Here is a 19,508-nt window from a genome sequence, read left to right on the forward strand (position 1 = left end):
TAATCAATGAAGTATGTGTGGGTGGACGGTAAGTTAATCCCTGAGAAGGAGGCTGTAATACCCATACTTACGCATGCCCTGCATTACGGTACGTCGGTCTTCGAGGCATAAGGGCCTATTGGAGCTCTGATAGTAATAACCTGTACATATTTAGGGCTAGGGATCACTACACTAGGTTTCATAATTCAGCCAAGATAATGGGCATCAAGATTAACTATAGCATTGACGAACTTATCAAAGCAACCGTGGAGCTACTAAAGGCTAATGAGGTACATGAAAACGTCTATATAAGGCCAATAACCTTTGTATCGGCTAGTACTGTCAACCTGGATATCAGGAATTTGGATACGTCTACGGCCATAATAGCCATACCCTTCGGTCATTACCTGGAGCCCAAGGGCGTTAGGGCTAAGGTCGTTAGTTGGTTGAGGGTTCACAACTCCATGTTCCCAATGAAGCTAAGGTCGGTGGTATCTACGTAAACTCAGTAATCGCGCTGCTTGATGCCAAGGTCTCTGGGTTTGATGAAGCCATTTTGCTTAATCGTGACGGTTACGTAGCCGAGGGTAGTGGGGAGAACATATTCATTGTTAAGGACGGCGTACTCTACACACCGCCGACCTACGACTCAATCCTCGAGGGCATCACTAGGGATACGGTAATCACCATAGCCAGAGACCTGGGGCTAACGGTTATTGAGAAGAGGATAACCAGGGAGGAGCTATACACTGCTGATGAGGTCTTCTTCACAGGAACGGCCGCTGAGGTAACCCCCGTGGTGAACATAGATGGTAGGGTCATTGGCAATGGAGAACCAGGCCCAATAACCCTTAAGGTAAGGAGTTACTACATAGACGCAGTTCACGGTAAAGTTAGTAAATACATGAGCTGGCTCACGCCTGTTTACTAAGGGTTTTATCATCGTTAAAATCGATGTATAAGATGGGAATGGTTTTTAAACGGTGGTTTTTCGTTTATGATCGTGCGTATTAATCGGGAAATAACCCATTACGCAATAATAATATTCCTGATAACCTTTACTACCCGCGCAACCAATAACATGATTGGGACAACCGCACCCCTACTTGCTAGGTATGACTTACTATTCCCCAACTACCTGGTTGGCTTTCTGGCATCGGCAGTTACTGCCGTAAATCTAGCGTCCATAGTATTTATAAACGCTAGATTACCTGGATCAACAAGGAGACTGCTCTTCATAGCCTCAAACGCATTAATAGTGGCTTTACTGCCCATGTACTTCCTAGCCAATTCACTTAGTATTTGGATTGTCTCAATACTCACGGGGTTTGCCTACGGCTTAATAATGCCCAACATACTCACATCAGCGAGTATAGTCGGTGATCAACTTACTGCGGAGAGAATACTCGTACTCTACACGCTAGCCCTAAGCACTAGTCTTGTTGTCGGTCCATTATTCGAGACCTACCTACTAACCCGCCTTGGTTATAGGTATGTATTCCTACTATTCATACCACTGGCAATACTCTCCCTAGCTTTATCATTCAAGGTAAGGTTCCCGCCAGACCCCAAGGAAACGAGGAGGGTAATTAATACGGGCAGGATACTCAGAAATAGGGGTTTAATATCGGCATTACTTGCGAATTCCACGTACAGTATACCCTTCGTGGTCTTCACAGCCTTTGTCGCCATTTACGCACAGAGTGTGTACCACGTTAGTAAGTACTTGGCCTACTTCTCATTCGTACCATTCTTCCTTACTTCCTTCCTTACCAGGCTTTACCTAACCATTCACGTCCCAAGTAGCCTATTCAGGCCAATGCTGATCTCCATAGTATTAACCATGACAGGCATTACACTGCTTTACCTATCGCCTAACTACATGGTATTCACGATTTCAATGTCAATACTCGGCATACCCCACGGTTCGACATACCCACTCTCAACCTTAATGATTAGTAGGGGTACTAGTATCGAGGAGAGGAACGCCGCGAATTCCTACTTCGCGGCGTTCCAGGGCGTTTTAGGAATAATAGTACCAGCACTATTCGGCATCTCAGCAGACCTAATAGGTATTAGGTTGTCAATGGCCCTGCTTTTAATACCTGTAATAACCATAGCCATTGCATTCACGAGATTTTACTTGAACTCAGGCCTTGAACAATTCAGACCTGGAATACCCTCCTCTCACTAAGTAGGTTCTTAAGCCTATCAATTGGCTCCGTAGATACCGGTTCAACGCCCAGCAACTCCGCTAGGGCCAAGGTCACTATTCCTAGGTAGGTCACACCGTACATCTCAGCCTCCAGTGGAGTCCTGCCCTCAAGCTTAACGATTATTGGCTCCGCCCCAAACGAGGATATTACGTTAATGAGGACCTCCTCGTACAAGCCCTCATAGTCATTAGGCCCCATTATCGCAACATGCCTTAGGCCAACCTGCTTAGTCGTGACTGCGGCTATGTCATTATGAGCACCCTCAGGCACCACCGAAACCACCGAGTAGTACTTGGCGTTTTCGTTAAGGTCGTTCTTAAACCTAATACCAACACCACGTCTACTCTCCGTAACCCAAATCACGGGTATTGAACCTAACAACTGCCTGGCTAGGTTCACGGCATCATCAACATGCTTAAGGGCATTCTCAATCCCAGCAATACCACTCTCCAACTCATTAGCCACTGAGCAATGCCGAACCTCTCAAGGATTATTAACGCCGGGTATAGCAGTGCTGGTAATCCATACCTGGGTGCTGAGGCCTTTGGTATTAGGACAACGGGTACACCCTTACTGCCAAGTACTGCGCTTAATTTGCCGCCCGTCGTAATACCGATCACTGGGTATCCCCTGGATAGGGCCTCATTAGCACTCATTATAGTCTCGGCAGTATTGCCCGAGTAACTGATGGCTATGACCAACGGCCTTGACAACCTCCTTGACAACCTCATGTTCTTACTCACGATTATGGGTACTCTACAATCCCAGAACCAGCACAGGTCATTGATTATGTCACCAACAACGCCACTACCACCCATACCAGTGATGACCACTGAATCTATTTCTTCATTGTAATCTATGACCTTACCGTCGATGTTCAATCTAATGTTTCTTAAATTCATGGGAACGTTAAGTATTGACTCCCTTGCGAGTGATGGCCATCTTGGGTAGTCAATTAGGTTCATTATGGATTATGAAGCTTAAACCTTTGTAAGCTTTAAGTACTGTGCAGTTAGTACATGGTTAGTGCTATTTAGGGTTGTCATAAATAGTGATGTTGAGATTAGGAGGGAGTGGCCGTGGGATAGGGTATCGAGGGTTAAGGACAGGCTAAAGGAACTTGGCTTTAGGTGGAATGGTGAGTATTGGTCCGGTAAGGTTTACTCCGTCTCATTAATTAGGGAGTTGAAGGAATTACTCGAACTAACTAGCGAGGAGACCGAGAAATTGATGAAGACTATTCTAGTAAACTCATCAGGCGGTGTTATCGGTGTCGAGGATTTGGGGAGCCTCGGTTCTATACCAGTGATTGTGTGTTGGGTGAGGAGGGTGGTTTATTCATTGTTTCACTATCGTGCTTGGTCAGGGACTTTATTAAGAATGATAGGAACTATATAGGCAGTGTATCTTCATATGAAGAGTACGTTGATAAGGCTGTGGAGAACATTAGGCAGTTGCTCATTGGTAAGGCAGTGATTGGTGATATGGAGCTCGCACTGAAAAGAGCTCGGGAATTTGCCTTGGCTAATAATAAGTTGAGAGACTTGTTCATGAGGAGGATTGAGTGGTGGACCGCTAGGCTTGGCCTTGATACTGCTGAGCTTCACTTTCTGTCAAAGGAGCTTTATGAAAGGCTAATGGGGTTAACAATTCCGTACTACATCACCGATAAGGAGGGAAACTTGAATAGGCGTGATCTGAGACTCGTACGTAAGGATGATGTTGTTAGAAATGATGGTAAGGTTATGATTAGATTCCCCGTATTCGTTAGGGATACCATCAGAGAATTACTGGTAAAGAGTGGTTATAAGGTTGTTGACTTACCATGGAGCCCGAGAGAGGTACAGGTCCCTAAGGACGAGGTAAAGCTCCTACCCTTCCAGGAGAGGGCCCTTGACGCTTGGCTGAGGCCGGTAAGAGGGGTACGATTGTCGTACCAACTGGCGGTGGTAAGACATTCATAGCCCTTAAAGCACTGGCCACGGTTAAGGTACCAGCGATAATACTCGTCATAACGGAGGAATTAATGAATCAGTGGTATGAGAGAGTAATGAAGTATCTGGGCATTAGGCCGGTAGGTTGGGTGGTGGTTTTGATGATGTTAGGGAGGTCACTGTGGCGATCTATAACTCGGCAGTTAATAGGATTGCGGAGATAAGCAATAGGTTTGACATGGTTATATTTGATGAGGCGCACCACGTTCCTGCCGATACCTTTAAAGAGGTTGCGTTTAAGCTTAGGGCGCCCTTTAGGTTGGCTTTGTCTGCTACGCCGAGGAGGAGCGATAGTAATGAGCACTTGATCTTCCTGAGCGCCGGTGATATTGTTTACCAGGCTGATTATAGGGACATGGTTGAGGCTAAGTTGGTTGTTCCAGTTAGGCACTTTAGGATCTATGTTGACCTAACGCCTGAGGAGAGGAGGAGTTATGAGAAGGCTGGTGATAATGCCATTGTACTGAGGAACATTGCGAGTATGGCGAGCGCCAAGATAGACGTTGCCAGGGAAATAGTGAAGGCGGAGGTTGGTATTGGTAGTAAGATTATTGTTTTTACGCAGTTAATAAGGCAGGCCGAGGAGTTATATAAGGTCCTTAAGGAGGAGTTGGGGCCTATCGTTGCATTGATAACCTCCAAGACAAGTGATAGGGACTCAATATTCAGGGCCTTTGCTAGAGGTACGTATAAGGTTATTGTGACTACTACAGTCCTTGATGAGGGTATCGATGTGCCCGATGCGGATGTGGCGATCATCCTGTCGGGGACTGGTTCCCAGAGGCAGATGATTCAGAGGGTTGGACGTGTTGTAAGGGCTAGTGATGACAAGGTTGAGGCGAGGGTATATGAGGTAGTGGCTAGAAATACGATTGAGGAGGCCCTTAGTGAGGAGAGGCATGTTAAGGGTGAGGTCCTTGAGGTTGAATGCAGGAAATACTTGGCTGATGAGGTTAAGCGGTTGATAAGTCATGTAATTAGTAGTACACGGTTATTTACTCAATAATGACTATGGTAGTGGCTTATATATTGGGTTGGTAATTAGTAATTGTGAAGTTCCTTGAGGAACTAATGAATATATTATTTCAGGAGTATGGGACTTTAATACTCACGGCCATTTCCATTGTACTTTCAATGACCGTGATAACCATGTATGTAGAGTTATTACGGAATAATATCGAAATAATCAGTGAACTTAACTCAATAATTAAATGGATTAATTCAGTGATTAGGTGATTACATTGATTAGGTACATATTAACGTCAATACTCATATTGATGATATTTATGATTATAATCACTATAGAGGCTTCCTAATAAAAACGCTCTACTTAGTAAACTCCGTGAGTAATTATGCCATGGTGATCATTAATGGCACTCGCAGACTCCTTGGTATTCCCTGACCTACTAATCTCAATAATGCTAATAGTCGCAATATTCATCCTCACCATATACCTAACAAACCAACTACTGAGGTTATCGATTATCGACTACAGAGCAACGATGGGAACTTACCTATTCACGGAATGCCAATTAGGTAATTTCACCGGCAATATGTATCTAGACCATGTCATAATAACGAATAAAGTTACAATGGATAATTACTTAGTCATGTGCCCGAGGATATTAAGTAATGGTTCGCAGCTTGAGGTTAACGTGTACGTGGCATACGTAAGGTGATAATGAATGATCTATAAGTCATTATTGTCAATAATCATAACATTACTGGTTATAATCGTACTAACTACATACTTAATAAGTTATGTGAATGATGAGACGTCGAGAGCATTAACCCTCGAGAATACCTACCTATTATCCATAAACGTGTTTAAGCAATTAAATAATACGTTACCGCAGATACTACACAACGATGCATGCCAAGTTATTGTAAACCCCATGAATTACTCATGCAACGCCCTTGCTGAGAACCTAACGAATACATTAAATGATACTCTCAACACAATTAGTAATGGGACTGGGTATGCCGTAAGGTACGAAATAATTAATTATGAGATTTACGGCAAGGATAATGAGACCGTGTACAGCGCAATCATCCAGGCAACCACTCAATCTAATAATATTAGGGGGACCGTCGTTGTTACATATCCATTCAATTTATGCTACTATGCACAGGTAATTAATGGCATCGCCAGCGGCATGAAAACCAACGTGACTATCCAAGCCAATAATATAACAGAGGCCGTGCGAGACATTAATAGGTACCTAGCGGGTAAAGTTAATCATGAACCCAACAATATAAACATAACGCTTTACTATGTTGGTGTTTTTCAAATGATTAGGCAGGCACATAATTATACAGTTTATAAGGGTACAATAGATTATACATTATATGCATCACCAAGCATCAGACTATGTAATGTAGTGACTGTAATAAATGGTAATTTTCACGTGGTGGTGTTAATTAATATGTTCGTGAATAATACGTATTATTTCACGGTTAATGGTATAATTAATAATGAGCAGTGATTTCCACGAACTTTAAAGACTTGGCTAATGCATTTAAATGATTGAATATGAACCTTACTCGTGATTGATGAAATTATTGGAATTAATATAAGGAGTGTCCTAGTGATTGGTATTGGCGGTGGGGGTGATGTTGTTGGTTCAACAATTACCTATAGTCTGGCCATTAATGAGGATAAGAACGCCGTACTCGGTGCCGTGCTTTGGGAAAGGTATGTGAACGATATTGTACCAGGGCCCATCAGAATTCAGGAGCTTAAAAATGCTGAAGCAATTGGTAATTACCTGGCCATTGTTAATGGAGACACCTACGCAGTTAGGGAGGGTAAGCACGTTATTCCTCAAATAGCCAATGTACTAAGTGTAATTAAGGATGATGGATTGGGAATAAGCATCTCAGGGTCTGTAAATAACGTGGCTAAGGAACTTAGCGACTACGTGAATAAATATGGCATTGATGTGATAGGCATAGACGTCGGCGGTGATGTGCTTGCCTTAGGTAATGAAGATGGACTCTACAGCCCACTTACGGATAGTTACTCAGTCGCTGTCTTAAGTAAGGTTCAGGAAATCACGGGTGTCCCGACAATACTCGGTATTACGGGCCCTGGCGTAGACGGGGAGTTAGATAGGGACTATGTATTAACAAGAATAAGCCAATTAGCCAGCAAGGGCGCATTTCTGGGTGCCTATGGGCCGACGAGGGATGACTTAGCGATACTCGAGGACATACTCAATAGGGCAATAACCGAGGCCAGTGCCTTAGTTTTTAAGGCCGCAAGGGGCCATTATGGGAATGTTAGCATAAGGGGGAACACCAGGTACGTTAGGTTGGACATATCATCATCAATAACTTACTACCTGGACCTAAAGAAGGCAATGAACGACCTACCACTGGCTAACCTTATAATTAATGCAAAGGATCCTTGGGATGCCATGAAGATACTAAATAGCAGGGGAGTAATGACCGAACTGAACTTTGAAGAAGAGGTTTATAGGTATTACAGGACTAGGTTAAAGATACCAAGTCCCGAAGAGACCTACCTAATGATTAAGGAAATAAAGGGTAGGTTAAGGTCGCAGTCGCAATTGGTAGATAGGTAAACTCAGTCTGCGGTACTCATCATTTGATACCTTCAGGTAAGGGCGTGTTCCTCACCACCCTTAATTAATAATACCTAGTAATTTAAGTCATTAATCGCCAGCCTCCTCATAGAATAATGCGTAGTCCTTCTCGGCTTCGCGGAGTAATTGAAGCTGCGATATTCTTTCCTCAGCCTTCCTATACATACTTGCAAATTCCATAATCCTAGCAGCCACGTCGTCAGACTTACTAAAGTTTACAGGGTTATATAGAAGCTTCTTTCTATCATTACCCTTAACACTCACTACATAACCTTCGACAACGCCGGACGTGGGTATTTTACCCAACTCACCACCCTCGCCTCTTATTAGGAATACATAGCCCTTGCGAGAACCATCGTTGAAGGTTATCCTAACGAGAACCAGCGCTATGTGAAATTCCCTGAGTATGTTTGTGATCACGTCCCTATACCTCTCATACTCACGCACATAGGGCAGCCTCTCAATGAGGGATAAATCATCCCTATTTAAGTCATTGAGGAGCTCATTGAGCATGTCCATGACATTCCTACCAGTGTTTAAGACCTCCATCAAATTTGAATAATGCTTAGTTAAAAAATAAGCATTACCTAACCCGCAGTATCCCTGTTTATCATTGGGAATACTTATGATTGCCTTATAGTGAGATGGCAGATAAGATATATTTAGTGGTATGGCGATAGCATTTGGATGAGCAATTTGAATAAGCGAGTGTATGAATTGCATGGCAGAGTGATGAGTGAGTTCATGGGTGGTAAATGCTATGATATTGATGAACCATCAGTGATCAGTTGCATTAAGGACGCATTGGCGAGTATTGGACTTAGTGTTAAGGATTTGATATTCTTCGATATAGATGGTAATATCGTTAAGGACCTAGGCAGCGCTAGATACGTGAGGGTCACAGCAACAATCGATGACGTTAGTGGTGAACAAATATTTACCTTTGCCTTGCTTAAGTTCAGGAATAAGTATAGAGTTCTTTATCTTCAATCAGCAATAAAGGAGGAATAAAGAATTCCATTGTATGTTTAAATTCAAATCCTAAGACTTAGTTAAAAACTAAGAATTACGGTGAATATTCAACCAATCTATCAAGCATTTGTATCCTCTTTGCTGGGTGTGGGTGCGTCATGAACAGCTCCTCCCAAATTGACGGCTTATAATGCTCCAATACTCTATTAAATCATCAACATTACTCTCAATATACTCAGTACTGACTGGCGATGCGAAGAATAGCATCCTCAATGTGCCATTCGTAGTCCTCTTCACCACGTTTGGATCCATGTAAAGCGTTATCTTTGCAAGGGCCCTCTGTAGGTTACGGGCGCCATTCTCCACGGTCAATGCGCCGTTAATATCCGCGTAGGCCTCCCTCAACCTATTTATATATAAGACAAATAACTGGAATAGGAAGCTGATGGCAATTAACACCAAACCTACCAGGAGCAGTAGTCCTCCATTGTTATCCCTACCCTCAGACCAACCTCCCCACCAACCACCCCACCAGAGTGACCAACCAAGCCAGTAAATGACCGTGGGCAGTAAACCAACGGCCATTAAGACCTCCACATCCCTATGCCTTAGGTGGCCAATCTCATGGCCAAGGACGGCCTTCAACTCACCAGGCTTCAGTATCTTCAGTAGGGGCAGTGTTATCGCAACCCTCCTACCGGCTATTGGACTTCCATAGGCGAAGGCGTTGGGGAACGGTACATCGGCTATGTAGACCTTGGGCACATCCTTAAAGCCATTAGCCCTTGCAACGTCGGCAACCATGTCATAGACCCAGCCATAGGTTGGGTCATCAGGCTTAACCTCGTGAGCCCTATACATGACATTAATCAAAAATGGGCCAATCAACCACTGGAACAGCGTTAGGAAAAACGCCATAACAACTAAACTAGTGACAAGCGCAATACCGCCTATCGACCCTCCCGTCAACCACCACATGATGCCGTACGTAAACGCAGCGCCCAGTAGTAATATTGCTATTATCGCAAGTGACATCTTCAACCTAAACACCAGTAATGCCTTGTTCATACAAGGCGAAAACCACGGTATTAATTTTAAACCTAACTCACGTACATTACATAGACCCAATTATAAACCTCGCATCGGCTGCGTACGCGCCCTTACCCCTCTCAAGCACAATGACTGGGTTTAGGTCGGCCTCAACAATGTTTGGGTTATCGGATAGGAGTTCTGAGAATTTCGTTATTATGTATATGACCGCCTCCTCATCCCTCACGGGCATGTTCCTATAACCATTGAAGAGCCTATACCCCTTTATCTCCCTCACCATTGCCCTGGCATCCTCCTCGGTGATAGGCACAATCCTAAAGCTCACGTCCTGCAGTACCTCGACCATTACTCCACCGAGCCGAAGCTATTACATGGCCAAAAATTGGGTCCTTGGTTGCGCCAATTATCGTCTCTAGACCCTCAGGCACCATTCTCTGTAGCAGGAAGCCGCTAATCCTGGCATACGGCGCCTTTTCCTTAATATTATTCCTGATCTTCTCACAGGCGTTTTTGAGCTCGTCATCGCTGTTTATATTGAGTATAACACCACCAACATCGGATTTATGGATTATATCTGGGGAAACGACCTTGAGTACCGCTGGGTAACCAATGTCCTTAACCACCTTGAGCGCCTCATCAACATCCTGAACCAGTGCGAAGTCAGGTACGGGTATGTTATACTGCCTAAGCAACTCAAAGGACTCATGCTCGAGTAGTTTATACCTACCCTCCTCAAGGGCCTTCGCAATTATTGGGTTCATGCCCACCACCACTCCTTAGCCGCACCTTTAATTTTTGCGTATTCATAGAGAGCCCACAACGCCTTAGCAGCCCTATGTGGCGCGTGATACACCGGTATTCCGTTCTCCTCCAGGTTGCTCTCGAACTTAGCCACATATTCATTGCCACCAAAGCTGACAACAACTATTGGCTTGCCAAACCTCCTGGCCTCCACTATGTAATTACCTAGGTTTATTGACAGGCCAGGTATCTGCATCAGGGCTATTATTAAGGCCATGTCCACGTAGCTCGTTGGTAGTACCGTGTCCAGTACGAACTTGTACATGGCGTCCGTGGCGCTACCCGTCAGGTCAATGGGGTTACGGGTAACGGCGAGAGGCGGTAATTGCTTCCTCAGTATTTCCTGAAGACTCTCGGATAATTCTGGAACCTGTAGGCCACGCATGTCAAGGGCATCAACGGCCTGTATACCCATTCCACCGCTGTCTGTTAGCACCAGTACCCTGTTGCCCCTTGGCAGTGGTTGTGTTGCTAGGCTTTGGCCATATCGAAGGCGTCAGTCAGGTTATCAGCCTCTATGACATTGGCTTGTTTGAGCATTGCCCTGTACACCTCGTAATTACCGGCCAGAGCCGCCGTGTGGGACTTAACAGCGCCCGTTGCTGCCTTGGTCCTGCCTGCCTTGTAAACAACTATTGGCTTAACACTGGTTACCTCCTTCATAACCTCGAGCGTTCTTTTTCCTTCTCCTGGGTATTTCAATCCCTCCATGTACATCACAATGACCTTAACCCTATTATCTCTGGCAAAGTATTCAAGAAGCTCGGCTTCACTGATGTCGAGCTTATTCCCGTAGTTCACGGCCAATCCAACACCGATGTTCCTCCTAGCAGCCCAATCAAGTATTGCGCCAGCCACCGCGCCGCTTTGGCTAATTAATGCCACAGGACCTGGCCTTGGCCTACCCATCCTATCCTCGGGGAGAAAGAACGTATCCAGGCCGTTAAATGCATTATAAACACCAATGCAGTTCGGCCCAAGAACTCTAATGCGATTTTGAACAACTCTCCTCAATTCCTCCTCAAGTCTCGCACCCTCCTCACCAACCTCACTAAAGCCGCCACTAATGATAATCACGACCTTAACACCCTTCTTCACGCACTCCTCCGTAACCTTAGGCACGGCGGGCGCCGGTACGGCTATGACTGCCAGATCAATATTATCCTGAATGTCCAGTATTGACTTATAGTACTTAATACCATTAACCTCATCATACTTGGGATTGACCAGGTAAACCTTACCCTTAAACTTAGTGAGGAGGTTCTTTGTAATGACACCGCCAACACTATTCTCCCTAGGTGTGGCTCCGATTATGGCAACTGACCTTGGATTAAATAATAAATCAAGCGGTGAGAAGGTCGTTGACGCCTCAGAGACGACCTTAACCTCCTGCGGCTGCGTCTCTTGTTCTTCCATAAGAATCAACGTCCCTTTAACCTTGGTTCTTAAAAACCTTTCTAAATGAATAAATAATCTATTTATTTTTATAGATTATGAACGTATTGAAAAAAATATTCAAAAAAGTTTGAAAAATCTATGGTAAAAATATTATATTCTTTATGCCAGAAAAATAATTAATAGATTAAGCTTAAAAGGAACGAATTCTTAATTAACTTAATGGGAAAGACCGAGGAAATCCTTAAGGAAATAGATGAGTACCTAATGACGAACCTGTACCCAACTCATAGGATTGTTGTTAGGGAGGCCCGTGACATCTATGTCTATGATGTCGATGGGAATACTTACCTGGACTTCATGACCGTCGTAACCACGGCATTACTCGGCCATAACCCACCGGGGCTCACTGACGCCATTACTGAAACAGCTAAGCGACTAATTGCTGGTAACGGCTATAATTGGTACACCGAGGAATTACTGAATGCTGCAAAAGCCGTGTTGAGCCTATTTCCTGATAAGAGTATGTACAACAAGGTTCACTTCAAGTTAAGTGGTTCCGAGGGGATTGAGCTGGCATTGAAGATTGCGAAGAGGTTTACGAAGAATACTTATGTGATGTACCTAATGGGTGGTTACCACGGTAGGACATACCTAACCGGCTCATACCATGGAATGAGGAGGAAGGAGTATGGACCATTACCACCAGGCACCTTGATAGCCCCATTCCCATACCCATACAGGTGCCCATTTGGTGACATGCCACCTGAGGAGTGCGGTAAGGCAGCTGTTGAGACCATCGAGTATTACATTAATTACGTGGCCATTAAGGACGTATGCTGCCTAATCACTGAGCCAATACAGGGCGTTGGCGGCATAGTAGTGCCACCGAAGGACTTCTTTGAGAGGCTAAAGAAGGTCCTTGATACCTACGGGATATTGCTGGTATTTGATGAGGTCCAGACAGGCATGGGCAGGACAGGCACCACCTGGGCCTTCGAGCAATTCAATGTTAGGCCTGACATCGTTGTTGCGGCTAAGGGCATGACCGGCGGATTACCGGCATCGGCTGTCGTGACTAGGAAGGAGATTGCCTCAGCAATGCAATTGAATGATGAGCACTCGACCTTTGGAGCCTCAGCGTTGATCATGGCTGCCGTTAAGGCAACCGTTGACTACTACAACATGCATAAGGAGGAGCTGTTAAGCAATGCCAAGAGGATGGGTGAGTACGCAATGAAGAGGTTAATGGAGCTCTACGACAAGCACCCACTCATCGGTGAGGTTAGGGGGCTAGGCTCATGATTGGTATTGAACTCGTTAAGAACAGGAAGACCAAGGAGCCGGCGACCAAGGAGACTAGCGACATATGCCTTAACAGGGCGTTGAAGAGGGGTGTCCTCTTCGTGACCAGTGGTTGGAATGGCAATGTTATTAGGTTTGCACCGCCATTAACCGTTAAGCAGGAACACATTGATAAGGCCATAGACGTACTTGACAAGTCACTTGGTGAGGTTGAGAGGGAGGAGAATATTAAGTAATTTGGGTTATTTTACCTACGTAAAAAATTTGTTGCTTTTAATTCTCGTTAAGAACCCTCCTTATCTTATCAGCAATTATTTTTTTTAGGCACTGCACCAACCACGAAATCCGCGGGCTCACCATCCTTAAATATTATCACGGTCGGTAGGCTCATTACGTCGTACTTAGCCGCAACGTCAGGCCACTCCTGAGTATTCAACCTACCAAAACCAACGCAAGGCATTTCCTTAGCCAACGCCTTTAGGATTGGCTCAAGTAGGAAACACGGTGCACACCAGGCGCCCAGAAATCCACAACCACAACCTTCCTACTCCTTACGAAATCGTCAAAATTATCAGCACTCAACTCAACAGGCTCATTACCCACGGCCTTAGCCAACTCCCTAGCCTTCCTCTCCAACAACTTGCTCAATTCCTCATCCTCCTTATCACCCATGTTACTATTCATATTATTTACCGCCATACCTAAGGCGGGGAACTGCCAATTTAAAGCGTTTACTCAGTCAATAATTAGACAGGAAATACAGCAATGAGAAGACGCCGCATCCCACTTAAATCATAGGAAGTCTCCTAACACAATGCTGGTAAACAATCAGGGCAAAAAAACTTAAATTCTCAACAAAGCCAATCATTTACGTAGCCCCGGTGGTATAGCCCGGTCTAGTATGGCGGCCTGTCGAGCCGCAGACCCGGGTTCAAATCCCGCCGGGGCGCCTCGAAGATTGATAATAATTGTACTTTGTTTAGGCCCGTGGGCTTTGGGCGGGGCAGTTCAACCTCGCCATAGCTTGGCTATCGCCTTTGCCCTCCTCTCCTTGCCATTGTCGATTGCTTCCTCGTACATCCTTCTTAACACCCCGCAGACCTTCTTCGTGAGTTCTTGGTCTTTCTTAACTTCACTCATGCCCATGTAGACATCGAATCCGCCTTTCAACGGCTCATCCCAGCGTCGTAGCCGACCCTCTTCAGCGCTTCTTGAATCGCCACCGCATCCTCAAGCCCCTTACGCCAGGTCCTGAGCTCAACAGAGCCGGCTATTATTCACATTAACATTCATCCAAACACCATCAACAACCTCGATTGATGAATGGCCCAATGGCTTGGGCTCCATGCTTGCCAGCTCGATTAACTGCCTAAGCTTATCCGCGTCCGGCAATTGGGCTAAGTCCTCAACTAATGTCTCAATCATCGGGTCACTGAGCATCTTCCTGGCTAGCTCAATTGCCTTTGAGGTCCAAACCACATAAACTACGGTATACCCATTATCGTTATCCATCCTAAATCCCATGCTCTCCAGTTTCTCGATTATACCATTCCACAAACCGAGCTTTGAATGACCCATGGTGAGCCTGACCATTTTCTCCTCAACATCCGCATCGCCATCGCTGAGTACTACGTATAGTATAAACGTTGGGAACTCCTCATCGCCGAGCCTGCTCGCTTCCTCGGCGACTTCAGCCTTGTCCTTGAACACATCCCTGTGATCAACAGCCATTAATTGCCACACGACACTTATATCACCATCATTGAGAGTCAAGCCACTTATATACATGCTATTCTTCCCTGGCCAAGCCAGCAGCCACGCAGAGACCTGCCAGAGCTGGTTAGTGCCCATCTCTGGGTAACCATCCTCATCAATCGAGCCATCCGTCAGTAGTAAGCCGCACTGCATTGCCCTAAGCTTACCATCGCCAAAGAGTTTAGGCACAACAACATAGTCACCACCAAGGCCAGTAAACGATATACTTATTGTTACGCCTTCCGACCTAGCGACTCTTTCAATCTCTATCGCCAAGTGATTCGTGTACAGATGCGCCGTGAAGCTCTCGTCCTTATTGAGCGGTTCTCCCGTAATTATTACCCTCGCCTTGCTACTCCTTAACCTCTCAACCAACTCCTCAAGTTCTAGCTTGTAGGTGCTTAGCCACTTCTCTCTGGCTTGGCTTAGGAGCCCAAGCATCTTCCTGCCTATGTCGAGCATCGCCCTCCTCAGGTTGGTTACATCCTCGTCGTTGCCCTCCCCAATCTTTGCCTCAATCTTTGGCAGCCAATCGCTTAGCGCCCTTATTGGCTCATCAAACGGAGTCGCCGAATCACTAAGCAATACACTCTTATGCCTCTCTACTCGACTAAGGAACTCGTTGATTAGTCTCATGGTTTCCTTAATGACTCTTGGATCATCAACGGATTCGCCGCACTCGAGTCGGTTAGAGCCATTGACTTCAACGCCCCCCACAAATCCCTAGAGCCATGAATCATCCACCATAGGACTAATCCTCAACGGGGCTAATAAGCCACTGCCGAATCGGTGCTGAGCCGGTTTAAGCACTTGATTGAAAGGTGATCGATAGGTCAATGCAGTTCGTGTACATCGTGGAGAGAGCCCCAAGCAAGGCAATGAGGCACATGGTCGAGCCGTTGATGGTCGGCGATTGAGCCGAAGCCTCGCCACCCAGCCCATTAGGTTTATCACACGTTTTCCATATACCACGAAACAGCAGATTCAGCTGGAAGAGCGACCGGCTGAAGACCGATAGGTCCCGGGTCCAAAATCCCGGCCGGGCTCCACGCAGGTTATTGATGATTATGTTTTTGTTTGTTGGGATTATGTTTTGGGCCCGCGGACCTTGGATAAGAATGGTTTAGTTTTCTTCTTTAGGCGTGATTATTGGTGGAAATTGTATGGTAAGGATTGCAATAGCTACGGATAATGAGAAGTCAATAGGTGATGAACACTTTACTCATGCTAAAATACATGATATACGAACTTAATGAGGATGCCGGAGACTCCGAAACTCGTGGAGAATAGGGATAATTCCCTCGGTAATGTTCCAGATACTACTGATGATTTGGTCACGATTCACGAAGCAATAATGGAAAGGGAGATTCCAATGCTTGGCTTTGTTTTTAATAAGAACTCATTATTAACATACCTCAAAGCAGAAACCCACGGTCTATTTACACAGCATGTCTTAACCACTCACAGTTTGAGCACCTTAATTGTCAGACACGTTGTTTAGTATAAAAAGCATTAATTCATTATCTTAATCTTACTCAATATTTATAAAGGCACAGCCACTGACTACCTTGTTTAGTTTTTGGCATAACATTTTTATTAATGATCAATAACTTGGTGATTATATGGCTGGCGCATCAATATCGGAGGCGGGCATAACCCGTGCAATAATGAGGAGTGCCCTGAAAATACTTGATGAGTACTCGAGTGTTGATGTGGCTATTGTCGGTGCCGGTCCCTCGGGCATGACCGCGGCTTATTACCTAGCTAAGGCGGGCTTAAAGACCATGGTGCTTGAGAGGAGGTTTTCCTTTGGTGGTGGTATTGGCGGTGCCGCAAGCCACTTACCGAGCATAGTCGTTGAGACGCCGGCCTCTGAGATTCTTAGTAAGGATTTCGGCGTTAGGCTTCAGGACGTGGGTGATGGATTATTCGTCATTGACCCTGCCGAAATGATGGCGAAACTCGCGACTAAGGCCATCGATGCAGGCGCTAAGTTTTTGCTTGGAATTAATGTTGAGGATGTCATAATTAGGGATAATCCCCCAAGAATAGCGGGTCTCGCCGTTTACTGGTCATCAATACAAATGGCTAACATACACACAGACCCATTCTTCATAGAGGCTAGGGCCGTAGTCGACGCCACAGGGCATGATGCGGAGGTCGTGGCGGTGGCCGCGAGGAAGAACCCAGACCTTGGCTTAAAGGTGCCCGGTGAGAAGTCGGCGTATGCCTCGGTCGCCGAGGACTTGGTTGTTAAGTATACGGGTAGGGTTATGGAGGGTCTTTACGTGACTGGCATGGCAGTCGCAGCCGTGTATGGGCTGCCGAGGATGGGCCTATATTCGGCTCAATGATAATGAGTGGTAAGAGGGTAGCTGAGTTAATAATTAGCGATTTGAAGCGATGATGAGTACGTGGGTTGGGTTTAAAAGCTATTAAAGGGTCATACCTGCTTAATATGGCGTATACGCTGGTCATAAATTACGTATTGGCATTCCTGCTATCGTTCCTAGTCTCTGGGAATAACCTATCAGCTAACGCAGGGGCTGCCGTTGGGTCCAGGTCTATTGATTATAAGTATGCCATAGCAATTGCATTGCTCGGTTATGTACTTGGCCTATGGTTGCAGGGTACCTACATGAAGGCTAATGTGGTGAGTGGCGATGTCGCATGGTGGCCATGGCCGTTACCATAGTGATATTCATAATTGGCGAGAGCATGAGAGTTCCAATGTCGTTAACAGGCTCACTATATGCGAGCCTTGTTGGTGCTTCACTGGCTGTAGGTCATATTATGGGAAATGCCGCCTTTGTGCTTGGTTACTGGTTATCTTTACCTATAATAGTGATGCTTTTTTTCATACCTCCTTTATAAATCCCTGAGCGTGTTCTCAAGGATATCATTTAAATATGCCGGGATTTATCGCGCACTATCGATAATCACCGTATTCTTACTGTCATTCTCCTTTGGTGCGAATAACCTTGGATTAATATGGGCGTTACTAAGCTTTAGTTATAAGGGTATGCTTCTAGTCATTGCTGGCTCAATACTGGGTGTACTATTGATCGGCTGGAGAACCCTGTATAGGCTTAGCTCTGGCTTATTTACGATAGGCTCACTGACCAGCTTCACAGTACAGTTATTCTCATTCATTGCCATGGAAATAGGGACACTATTCTCTGTACCGATGCCCGTCACTATAACCACGTCTTTCGGCCTAGTGGGTGTTGGTGCGGCGCATAGATTTAGGATAATAAACCTTAGATACTTCAATGAGTTAATACTTGGGTTCATAGTATCAATAATCATCGGCCTTGCACTTAGCTATATATTAATCAGGGTTATTTAGGCAATACCCGTAATTTCAACAAGATTTTCAGCAGCCTTACGCGTTAAGCCCGCCCCCAATATGGTAAATCTATCAGCCTTATGTTATGGGCCATTGTTAATGCTTCTATTACTATCTCCTTATCGAGACCGAGTTCCTTGGCTGTGACCGGTATGTTCAAGCCCTGTAGGAATGACTTTATCCTCCTCCACCTCATGCCATGTAAGTAAGCCATCATTATCGCGCCAAGCGCCACCTGCTCACCATGCAGCGCAGGCCTAAATCCCTTCTCCCTTGCCAGTATATCTATTGCATGACTAAATAAATGCTCAGAGCCGCTGCATGGTCTCGAACTACCTGCGATTGCCATGCAACCCCACAACCAAGTAACGCCTTCACCACTATTCTAATGCTCTCCTCATTATGAATCTTCAACCTATCTCTATTCCTAAGGACTATTAATGCGCTATCCCTGGCAAGCCGCCGCGTACTCACTGAACTCCTCACCCTTAACCCTGACCGCCAATTCCCAGTCCTTAACGGCTATTAACTTACCAACCAACTCACCAATGCCGGCCAGTAAGTACCTCCTTGGTGCTTCGAGTATTATCGAAGTGTCGGCAATGATGGCTATGGGGGATCTCTGGACCTTACCGACTCCATACCTATTAAGGTCTAATTGAAGTATGTGGGAAACGTAGGGGCTCGCTATTCCATCATGAGACGCTATCGTTGGTATGGATAGGTATGGAATATTCATTATGTGGGCCATGGCCTTACCAAAGTCAATTATTCTACCACCGCCCAGGGCTATTATATAGTCGGTAATATGAACATACTTATTTGACAATTCAATTATCCTTTCAGGACTTACCTCATTAACCTCCTCAATATCGCATATCCTGCACTCAATCTTATCGATGAGGTGCTTACCGAAGTGAGGACCAATGAGGATTAAACCCCTTAATCCATTAAGCCCCAACTTACTTAATATCTCGGGTACCTTACTAATGGCACTAGGTCCGAATACCACAATCCGAGGAATCTCATACATCTCCAGCGATTTACGCTGTGGTGATGCCATTACCAATTAAGGCAGGCATAT

At 45.3% G+C, this 19,508-nt stretch carries 22 protein-coding genes, 1 tRNA gene and 6 pseudogenes; 18 read left to right on the forward strand and 11 right to left on the reverse strand.

Annotated elements, in window-relative coordinates:
* Nucleotides 1-197: 197 nt before the first annotated feature.
* From JCM16159_RS18930 to JCM16159_RS06705, 3 genes are all read left to right on the forward strand, one after another.
* Entirely contained in the window at nucleotides 198-482 is a 285-nt protein-coding gene (locus tag JCM16159_RS18930; RefSeq protein WP_367834361.1) for a hypothetical protein, read from the forward strand.
* Nucleotides 422-910 carry an aminotransferase class IV gene (locus tag JCM16159_RS18935; protein WP_367834362.1) on the forward strand — a complete coding sequence of 163 codons (489 nt, stop codon included), beginning with the start codon at nucleotides 422-424 and terminating at the stop codon, nucleotides 908-910. The genes JCM16159_RS18930 and JCM16159_RS18935 overlap by 61 nt, the downstream gene beginning before the upstream one ends.
* Nucleotides 911-976: 66 nt before the next feature.
* Nucleotides 977-2,173 carry an MFS transporter gene (locus JCM16159_RS06705; RefSeq protein ID WP_367834363.1) on the forward strand — a complete coding sequence of 399 codons (1,197 nt, stop codon included), beginning with the start codon at nucleotides 977-979 and terminating at the stop codon, nucleotides 2,171-2,173.
* On the opposite strand, the gene JCM16159_RS15660 is transcribed toward JCM16159_RS06705, so the two are convergent.
* Together JCM16159_RS15660 and JCM16159_RS15665 are read right to left on the reverse strand one after the other, a co-directional pair.
* Nucleotides 2,145-2,660, reverse strand: a complete 516-nt coding sequence (locus tag JCM16159_RS15660) for an SIS domain-containing protein (RefSeq protein WP_243666201.1) — start codon at nucleotides 2,658-2,660, stop codon at nucleotides 2,145-2,147. The genes JCM16159_RS06705 and JCM16159_RS15660 overlap by 29 nt on opposite strands.
* Complete coding sequence (locus JCM16159_RS15665; RefSeq protein WP_243666202.1) at nucleotides 2,591-3,160, reverse strand: SIS domain-containing protein; 570 nt, start codon at nucleotides 3,158-3,160, stop codon at nucleotides 2,591-2,593. Before JCM16159_RS15665 ends, JCM16159_RS15660 begins: the two co-directional genes overlap by 70 nt.
* A gap of 61 nt (nucleotides 3,161-3,221) precedes the next feature.
* On the opposite strand from JCM16159_RS15665, the gene JCM16159_RS15670 reads away from it, so the two are divergent.
* From JCM16159_RS15670 to JCM16159_RS06735, 8 genes are all read left to right on the forward strand, one after another.
* Nucleotides 3,222-3,593 carry a hypothetical protein gene (locus JCM16159_RS15670; protein WP_243666203.1) on the forward strand — a complete coding sequence of 124 codons (372 nt, stop codon included), beginning with the start codon at nucleotides 3,222-3,224 and terminating at the stop codon, nucleotides 3,591-3,593.
* A complete protein-coding gene (locus JCM16159_RS15675; RefSeq protein WP_243666204.1) occupies nucleotides 3,509-4,159 on the forward strand; it encodes a hypothetical protein in 651 nt (216 codons plus the stop codon). Before JCM16159_RS15670 ends, JCM16159_RS15675 begins: the two co-directional genes overlap by 85 nt.
* Nucleotides 4,096-4,353 carry a DEAD/DEAH box helicase family protein gene (locus tag JCM16159_RS15680; RefSeq protein WP_367834364.1) on the forward strand — a complete coding sequence of 86 codons (258 nt, stop codon included), beginning with the start codon at nucleotides 4,096-4,098 and terminating at the stop codon, nucleotides 4,351-4,353. The genes JCM16159_RS15675 and JCM16159_RS15680 overlap by 64 nt, the downstream gene beginning before the upstream one ends.
* Nucleotides 4,275-5,195 (forward strand): DEAD/DEAH box helicase, encoded by a 921-nt coding sequence (locus JCM16159_RS15685; RefSeq protein WP_367834365.1) that lies wholly within the window; start codon nucleotides 4,275-4,277, stop codon nucleotides 5,193-5,195. The genes JCM16159_RS15680 and JCM16159_RS15685 overlap by 79 nt, the downstream gene beginning before the upstream one ends.
* Before the next feature lie 44 nt (nucleotides 5,196-5,239).
* Nucleotides 5,240-5,425 (forward strand): hypothetical protein, encoded by a 186-nt coding sequence (locus JCM16159_RS06720; protein ID WP_054857342.1) that lies wholly within the window; start codon nucleotides 5,240-5,242, stop codon nucleotides 5,423-5,425.
* 134 nt (nucleotides 5,426-5,559) lie between these two features.
* Nucleotides 5,560-5,868 (forward strand): hypothetical protein, encoded by a 309-nt coding sequence (locus JCM16159_RS06725; RefSeq protein ID WP_054857343.1) that lies wholly within the window; start codon nucleotides 5,560-5,562, stop codon nucleotides 5,866-5,868.
* A gap of 6 nt (nucleotides 5,869-5,874) precedes the next feature.
* Nucleotides 5,875-6,675: a hypothetical protein gene (locus tag JCM16159_RS06730; RefSeq protein WP_054857344.1), complete on the forward strand. Its 801-nt coding sequence runs from the start codon at nucleotides 5,875-5,877 to the stop codon at nucleotides 6,673-6,675.
* Nucleotides 6,676-6,735: 60 nt separating this feature from the next.
* A complete protein-coding gene (locus JCM16159_RS06735) occupies nucleotides 6,736-7,776 on the forward strand; it encodes a DUF1152 domain-containing protein (RefSeq protein WP_054857345.1) in 1,041 nt (346 codons plus the stop codon).
* Nucleotides 7,777-7,866: 90 nt separating this feature from the next.
* On the opposite strand, the gene JCM16159_RS06740 is transcribed toward JCM16159_RS06735, so the two are convergent.
* Complete coding sequence (locus JCM16159_RS06740; RefSeq protein ID WP_054853356.1) at nucleotides 7,867-8,346, reverse strand: hypothetical protein; 480 nt, start codon at nucleotides 8,344-8,346, stop codon at nucleotides 7,867-7,869.
* A gap of 138 nt (nucleotides 8,347-8,484) precedes the next feature.
* On the opposite strand from JCM16159_RS06740, the gene JCM16159_RS06745 reads away from it, so the two are divergent.
* Complete coding sequence (locus tag JCM16159_RS06745) at nucleotides 8,485-8,808, forward strand: hypothetical protein (RefSeq protein ID WP_054857346.1); 324 nt, start codon at nucleotides 8,485-8,487, stop codon at nucleotides 8,806-8,808.
* Nucleotides 8,809-8,863: 55 nt separating this feature from the next.
* Here the strand turns inward: JCM16159_RS06745 and htpX are convergent.
* The 3 pseudogenes from htpX to JCM16159_RS06760 form a co-directional block, all read right to left on the reverse strand.
* Nucleotides 8,864-9,837, reverse strand: a pseudogene (htpX, locus tag JCM16159_RS06750) (zinc metalloprotease HtpX).
* A gap of 46 nt (nucleotides 9,838-9,883) precedes the next feature.
* Nucleotides 9,884-10,580: pseudogene (locus JCM16159_RS06755) on the reverse strand (acetate--CoA ligase family protein).
* Nucleotides 10,577-12,036, reverse strand: a pseudogene (locus JCM16159_RS06760) (acetate--CoA ligase family protein). Before JCM16159_RS06760 ends, JCM16159_RS06755 begins: the two co-directional pseudogenes overlap by 4 nt.
* A 246-nt stretch (nucleotides 12,037-12,282) precedes the next feature.
* On the opposite strand from JCM16159_RS06760, the pseudogene JCM16159_RS06765 reads away from it, so the two are divergent.
* Nucleotides 12,283-13,556 (forward strand): annotated as a pseudogene (locus JCM16159_RS06765) (aspartate aminotransferase family protein).
* 68 nt (nucleotides 13,557-13,624) lie between these two features.
* Here the strand turns inward: JCM16159_RS06765 and JCM16159_RS15690 are convergent.
* Together JCM16159_RS15690 and JCM16159_RS15695 are read right to left on the reverse strand one after the other, a co-directional pair.
* Nucleotides 13,625-13,792, reverse strand: coding sequence for a thioredoxin domain-containing protein (locus JCM16159_RS15690; protein ID WP_243666206.1), 168 nt, complete (start codon nucleotides 13,790-13,792; stop codon nucleotides 13,625-13,627).
* 5 nt (nucleotides 13,793-13,797) lie between these two features.
* Nucleotides 13,798-14,019, reverse strand: coding sequence for a hypothetical protein (locus JCM16159_RS15695; protein ID WP_243666207.1), 222 nt, complete (start codon nucleotides 14,017-14,019; stop codon nucleotides 13,798-13,800).
* A 176-nt stretch (nucleotides 14,020-14,195) separates the two neighbouring features.
* On the opposite strand from JCM16159_RS15695, the gene JCM16159_RS06775 reads away from it, so the two are divergent.
* Nucleotides 14,196-14,269 (forward strand) — tRNA-Asp (locus JCM16159_RS06775).
* A 59-nt stretch (nucleotides 14,270-14,328) separates the two neighbouring features.
* On the opposite strand, the gene JCM16159_RS15700 is transcribed toward JCM16159_RS06775, so the two are convergent.
* Together JCM16159_RS15700 and JCM16159_RS06780 are read right to left on the reverse strand one after the other, a co-directional pair.
* Nucleotides 14,329-14,490 carry a hypothetical protein gene (locus tag JCM16159_RS15700; protein ID WP_243666208.1) on the reverse strand — a complete coding sequence of 54 codons (162 nt, stop codon included), beginning with the start codon at nucleotides 14,488-14,490 and terminating at the stop codon, nucleotides 14,329-14,331.
* 87 nt (nucleotides 14,491-14,577) lie between these two features.
* Nucleotides 14,578-15,792 carry a hypothetical protein gene (locus JCM16159_RS06780; protein ID WP_243666209.1) on the reverse strand — a complete coding sequence of 405 codons (1,215 nt, stop codon included), beginning with the start codon at nucleotides 15,790-15,792 and terminating at the stop codon, nucleotides 14,578-14,580.
* A 541-nt stretch (nucleotides 15,793-16,333) separates the two neighbouring features.
* On the opposite strand from JCM16159_RS06780, the gene JCM16159_RS06790 reads away from it, so the two are divergent.
* The 4 genes and pseudogenes from JCM16159_RS06790 (at nucleotide 16,334) to JCM16159_RS06810 (ending at nucleotide 18,424) form a co-directional block, all read left to right on the forward strand.
* Complete coding sequence (locus tag JCM16159_RS06790; protein ID WP_243666210.1) at nucleotides 16,334-16,576, forward strand: hypothetical protein; 243 nt, start codon at nucleotides 16,334-16,336, stop codon at nucleotides 16,574-16,576.
* Nucleotides 16,577-16,742: 166 nt separating this feature from the next.
* A pseudogene (locus tag JCM16159_RS06795) lies at nucleotides 16,743-17,482 on the forward strand (sulfide-dependent adenosine diphosphate thiazole synthase).
* Between the two features lie 51 nt (nucleotides 17,483-17,533).
* The gene (locus tag JCM16159_RS06800) at nucleotides 17,534-17,770 is read left to right on the forward strand and encodes a hypothetical protein (RefSeq protein WP_054857348.1); all 237 of its coding nucleotides are present in this window, start codon (nucleotides 17,534-17,536) and stop codon (nucleotides 17,768-17,770) included.
* Nucleotides 17,771-17,959: 189 nt separating this feature from the next.
* Nucleotides 17,960-18,424, forward strand: coding sequence for an inorganic phosphate transporter (locus JCM16159_RS06810; protein ID WP_054857350.1), 465 nt, complete (start codon nucleotides 17,960-17,962; stop codon nucleotides 18,422-18,424).
* Between the two features lie 43 nt (nucleotides 18,425-18,467).
* Here the strand turns inward: JCM16159_RS06810 and JCM16159_RS06815 are convergent.
* Nucleotides 18,468-19,487 (reverse strand): annotated as a pseudogene (locus tag JCM16159_RS06815) (iron-containing alcohol dehydrogenase).
* Between the last annotated feature and the right edge of the window lie 21 nt (nucleotides 19,488-19,508).

The sequence above is a fragment of the Vulcanisaeta sp. JCM 16159 genome, assembly GCF_001316265.1.
Taxonomy (GTDB): Archaea; Thermoproteota; Thermoprotei; order Thermoproteales; family Thermocladiaceae; genus Vulcanisaeta.

Coding starts and splice junctions, on each gene's coding strand:
- JCM16159_RS18930 (WP_367834361.1), top strand. CDS start 198: ATGGGCATCAAGATTAACTATAGCATTGACGAACTTATCAAAGCAACC.
- JCM16159_RS06705 (WP_367834363.1), top strand. CDS start 977: ATGATCGTGCGTATTAATCGGGAAATAACCCATTACGCAATAATAATA.
- JCM16159_RS15665 (WP_243666202.1), bottom strand. CDS start 3,160: ATGAACCTAATTGACTACCCAAGATGGCCATCACTCGCAAGGGAGTCA.
- JCM16159_RS06725 (WP_054857343.1), top strand. CDS start 5,560: ATGGCACTCGCAGACTCCTTGGTATTCCCTGACCTACTAATCTCAATA.
- JCM16159_RS06730 (WP_054857344.1), top strand. CDS start 5,875: ATGATCTATAAGTCATTATTGTCAATAATCATAACATTACTGGTTATA.
- JCM16159_RS06740 (WP_054853356.1), bottom strand. CDS start 8,346: ATGGAGGTCTTAAACACTGGTAGGAATGTCATGGACATGCTCAATGAG.
- JCM16159_RS06745 (WP_054857346.1), top strand. CDS start 8,485: ATGAGCAATTTGAATAAGCGAGTGTATGAATTGCATGGCAGAGTGATG.
- JCM16159_RS15695 (WP_243666207.1), bottom strand. CDS start 14,019: ATGGCGGTAAATAATATGAATAGTAACATGGGTGATAAGGAGGATGAG.
- JCM16159_RS06790 (WP_243666210.1), top strand. CDS start 16,334: ATGCCGGAGACTCCGAAACTCGTGGAGAATAGGGATAATTCCCTCGGT.
- JCM16159_RS06800 (WP_054857348.1), top strand. CDS start 17,534: ATGGCGTATACGCTGGTCATAAATTACGTATTGGCATTCCTGCTATCG.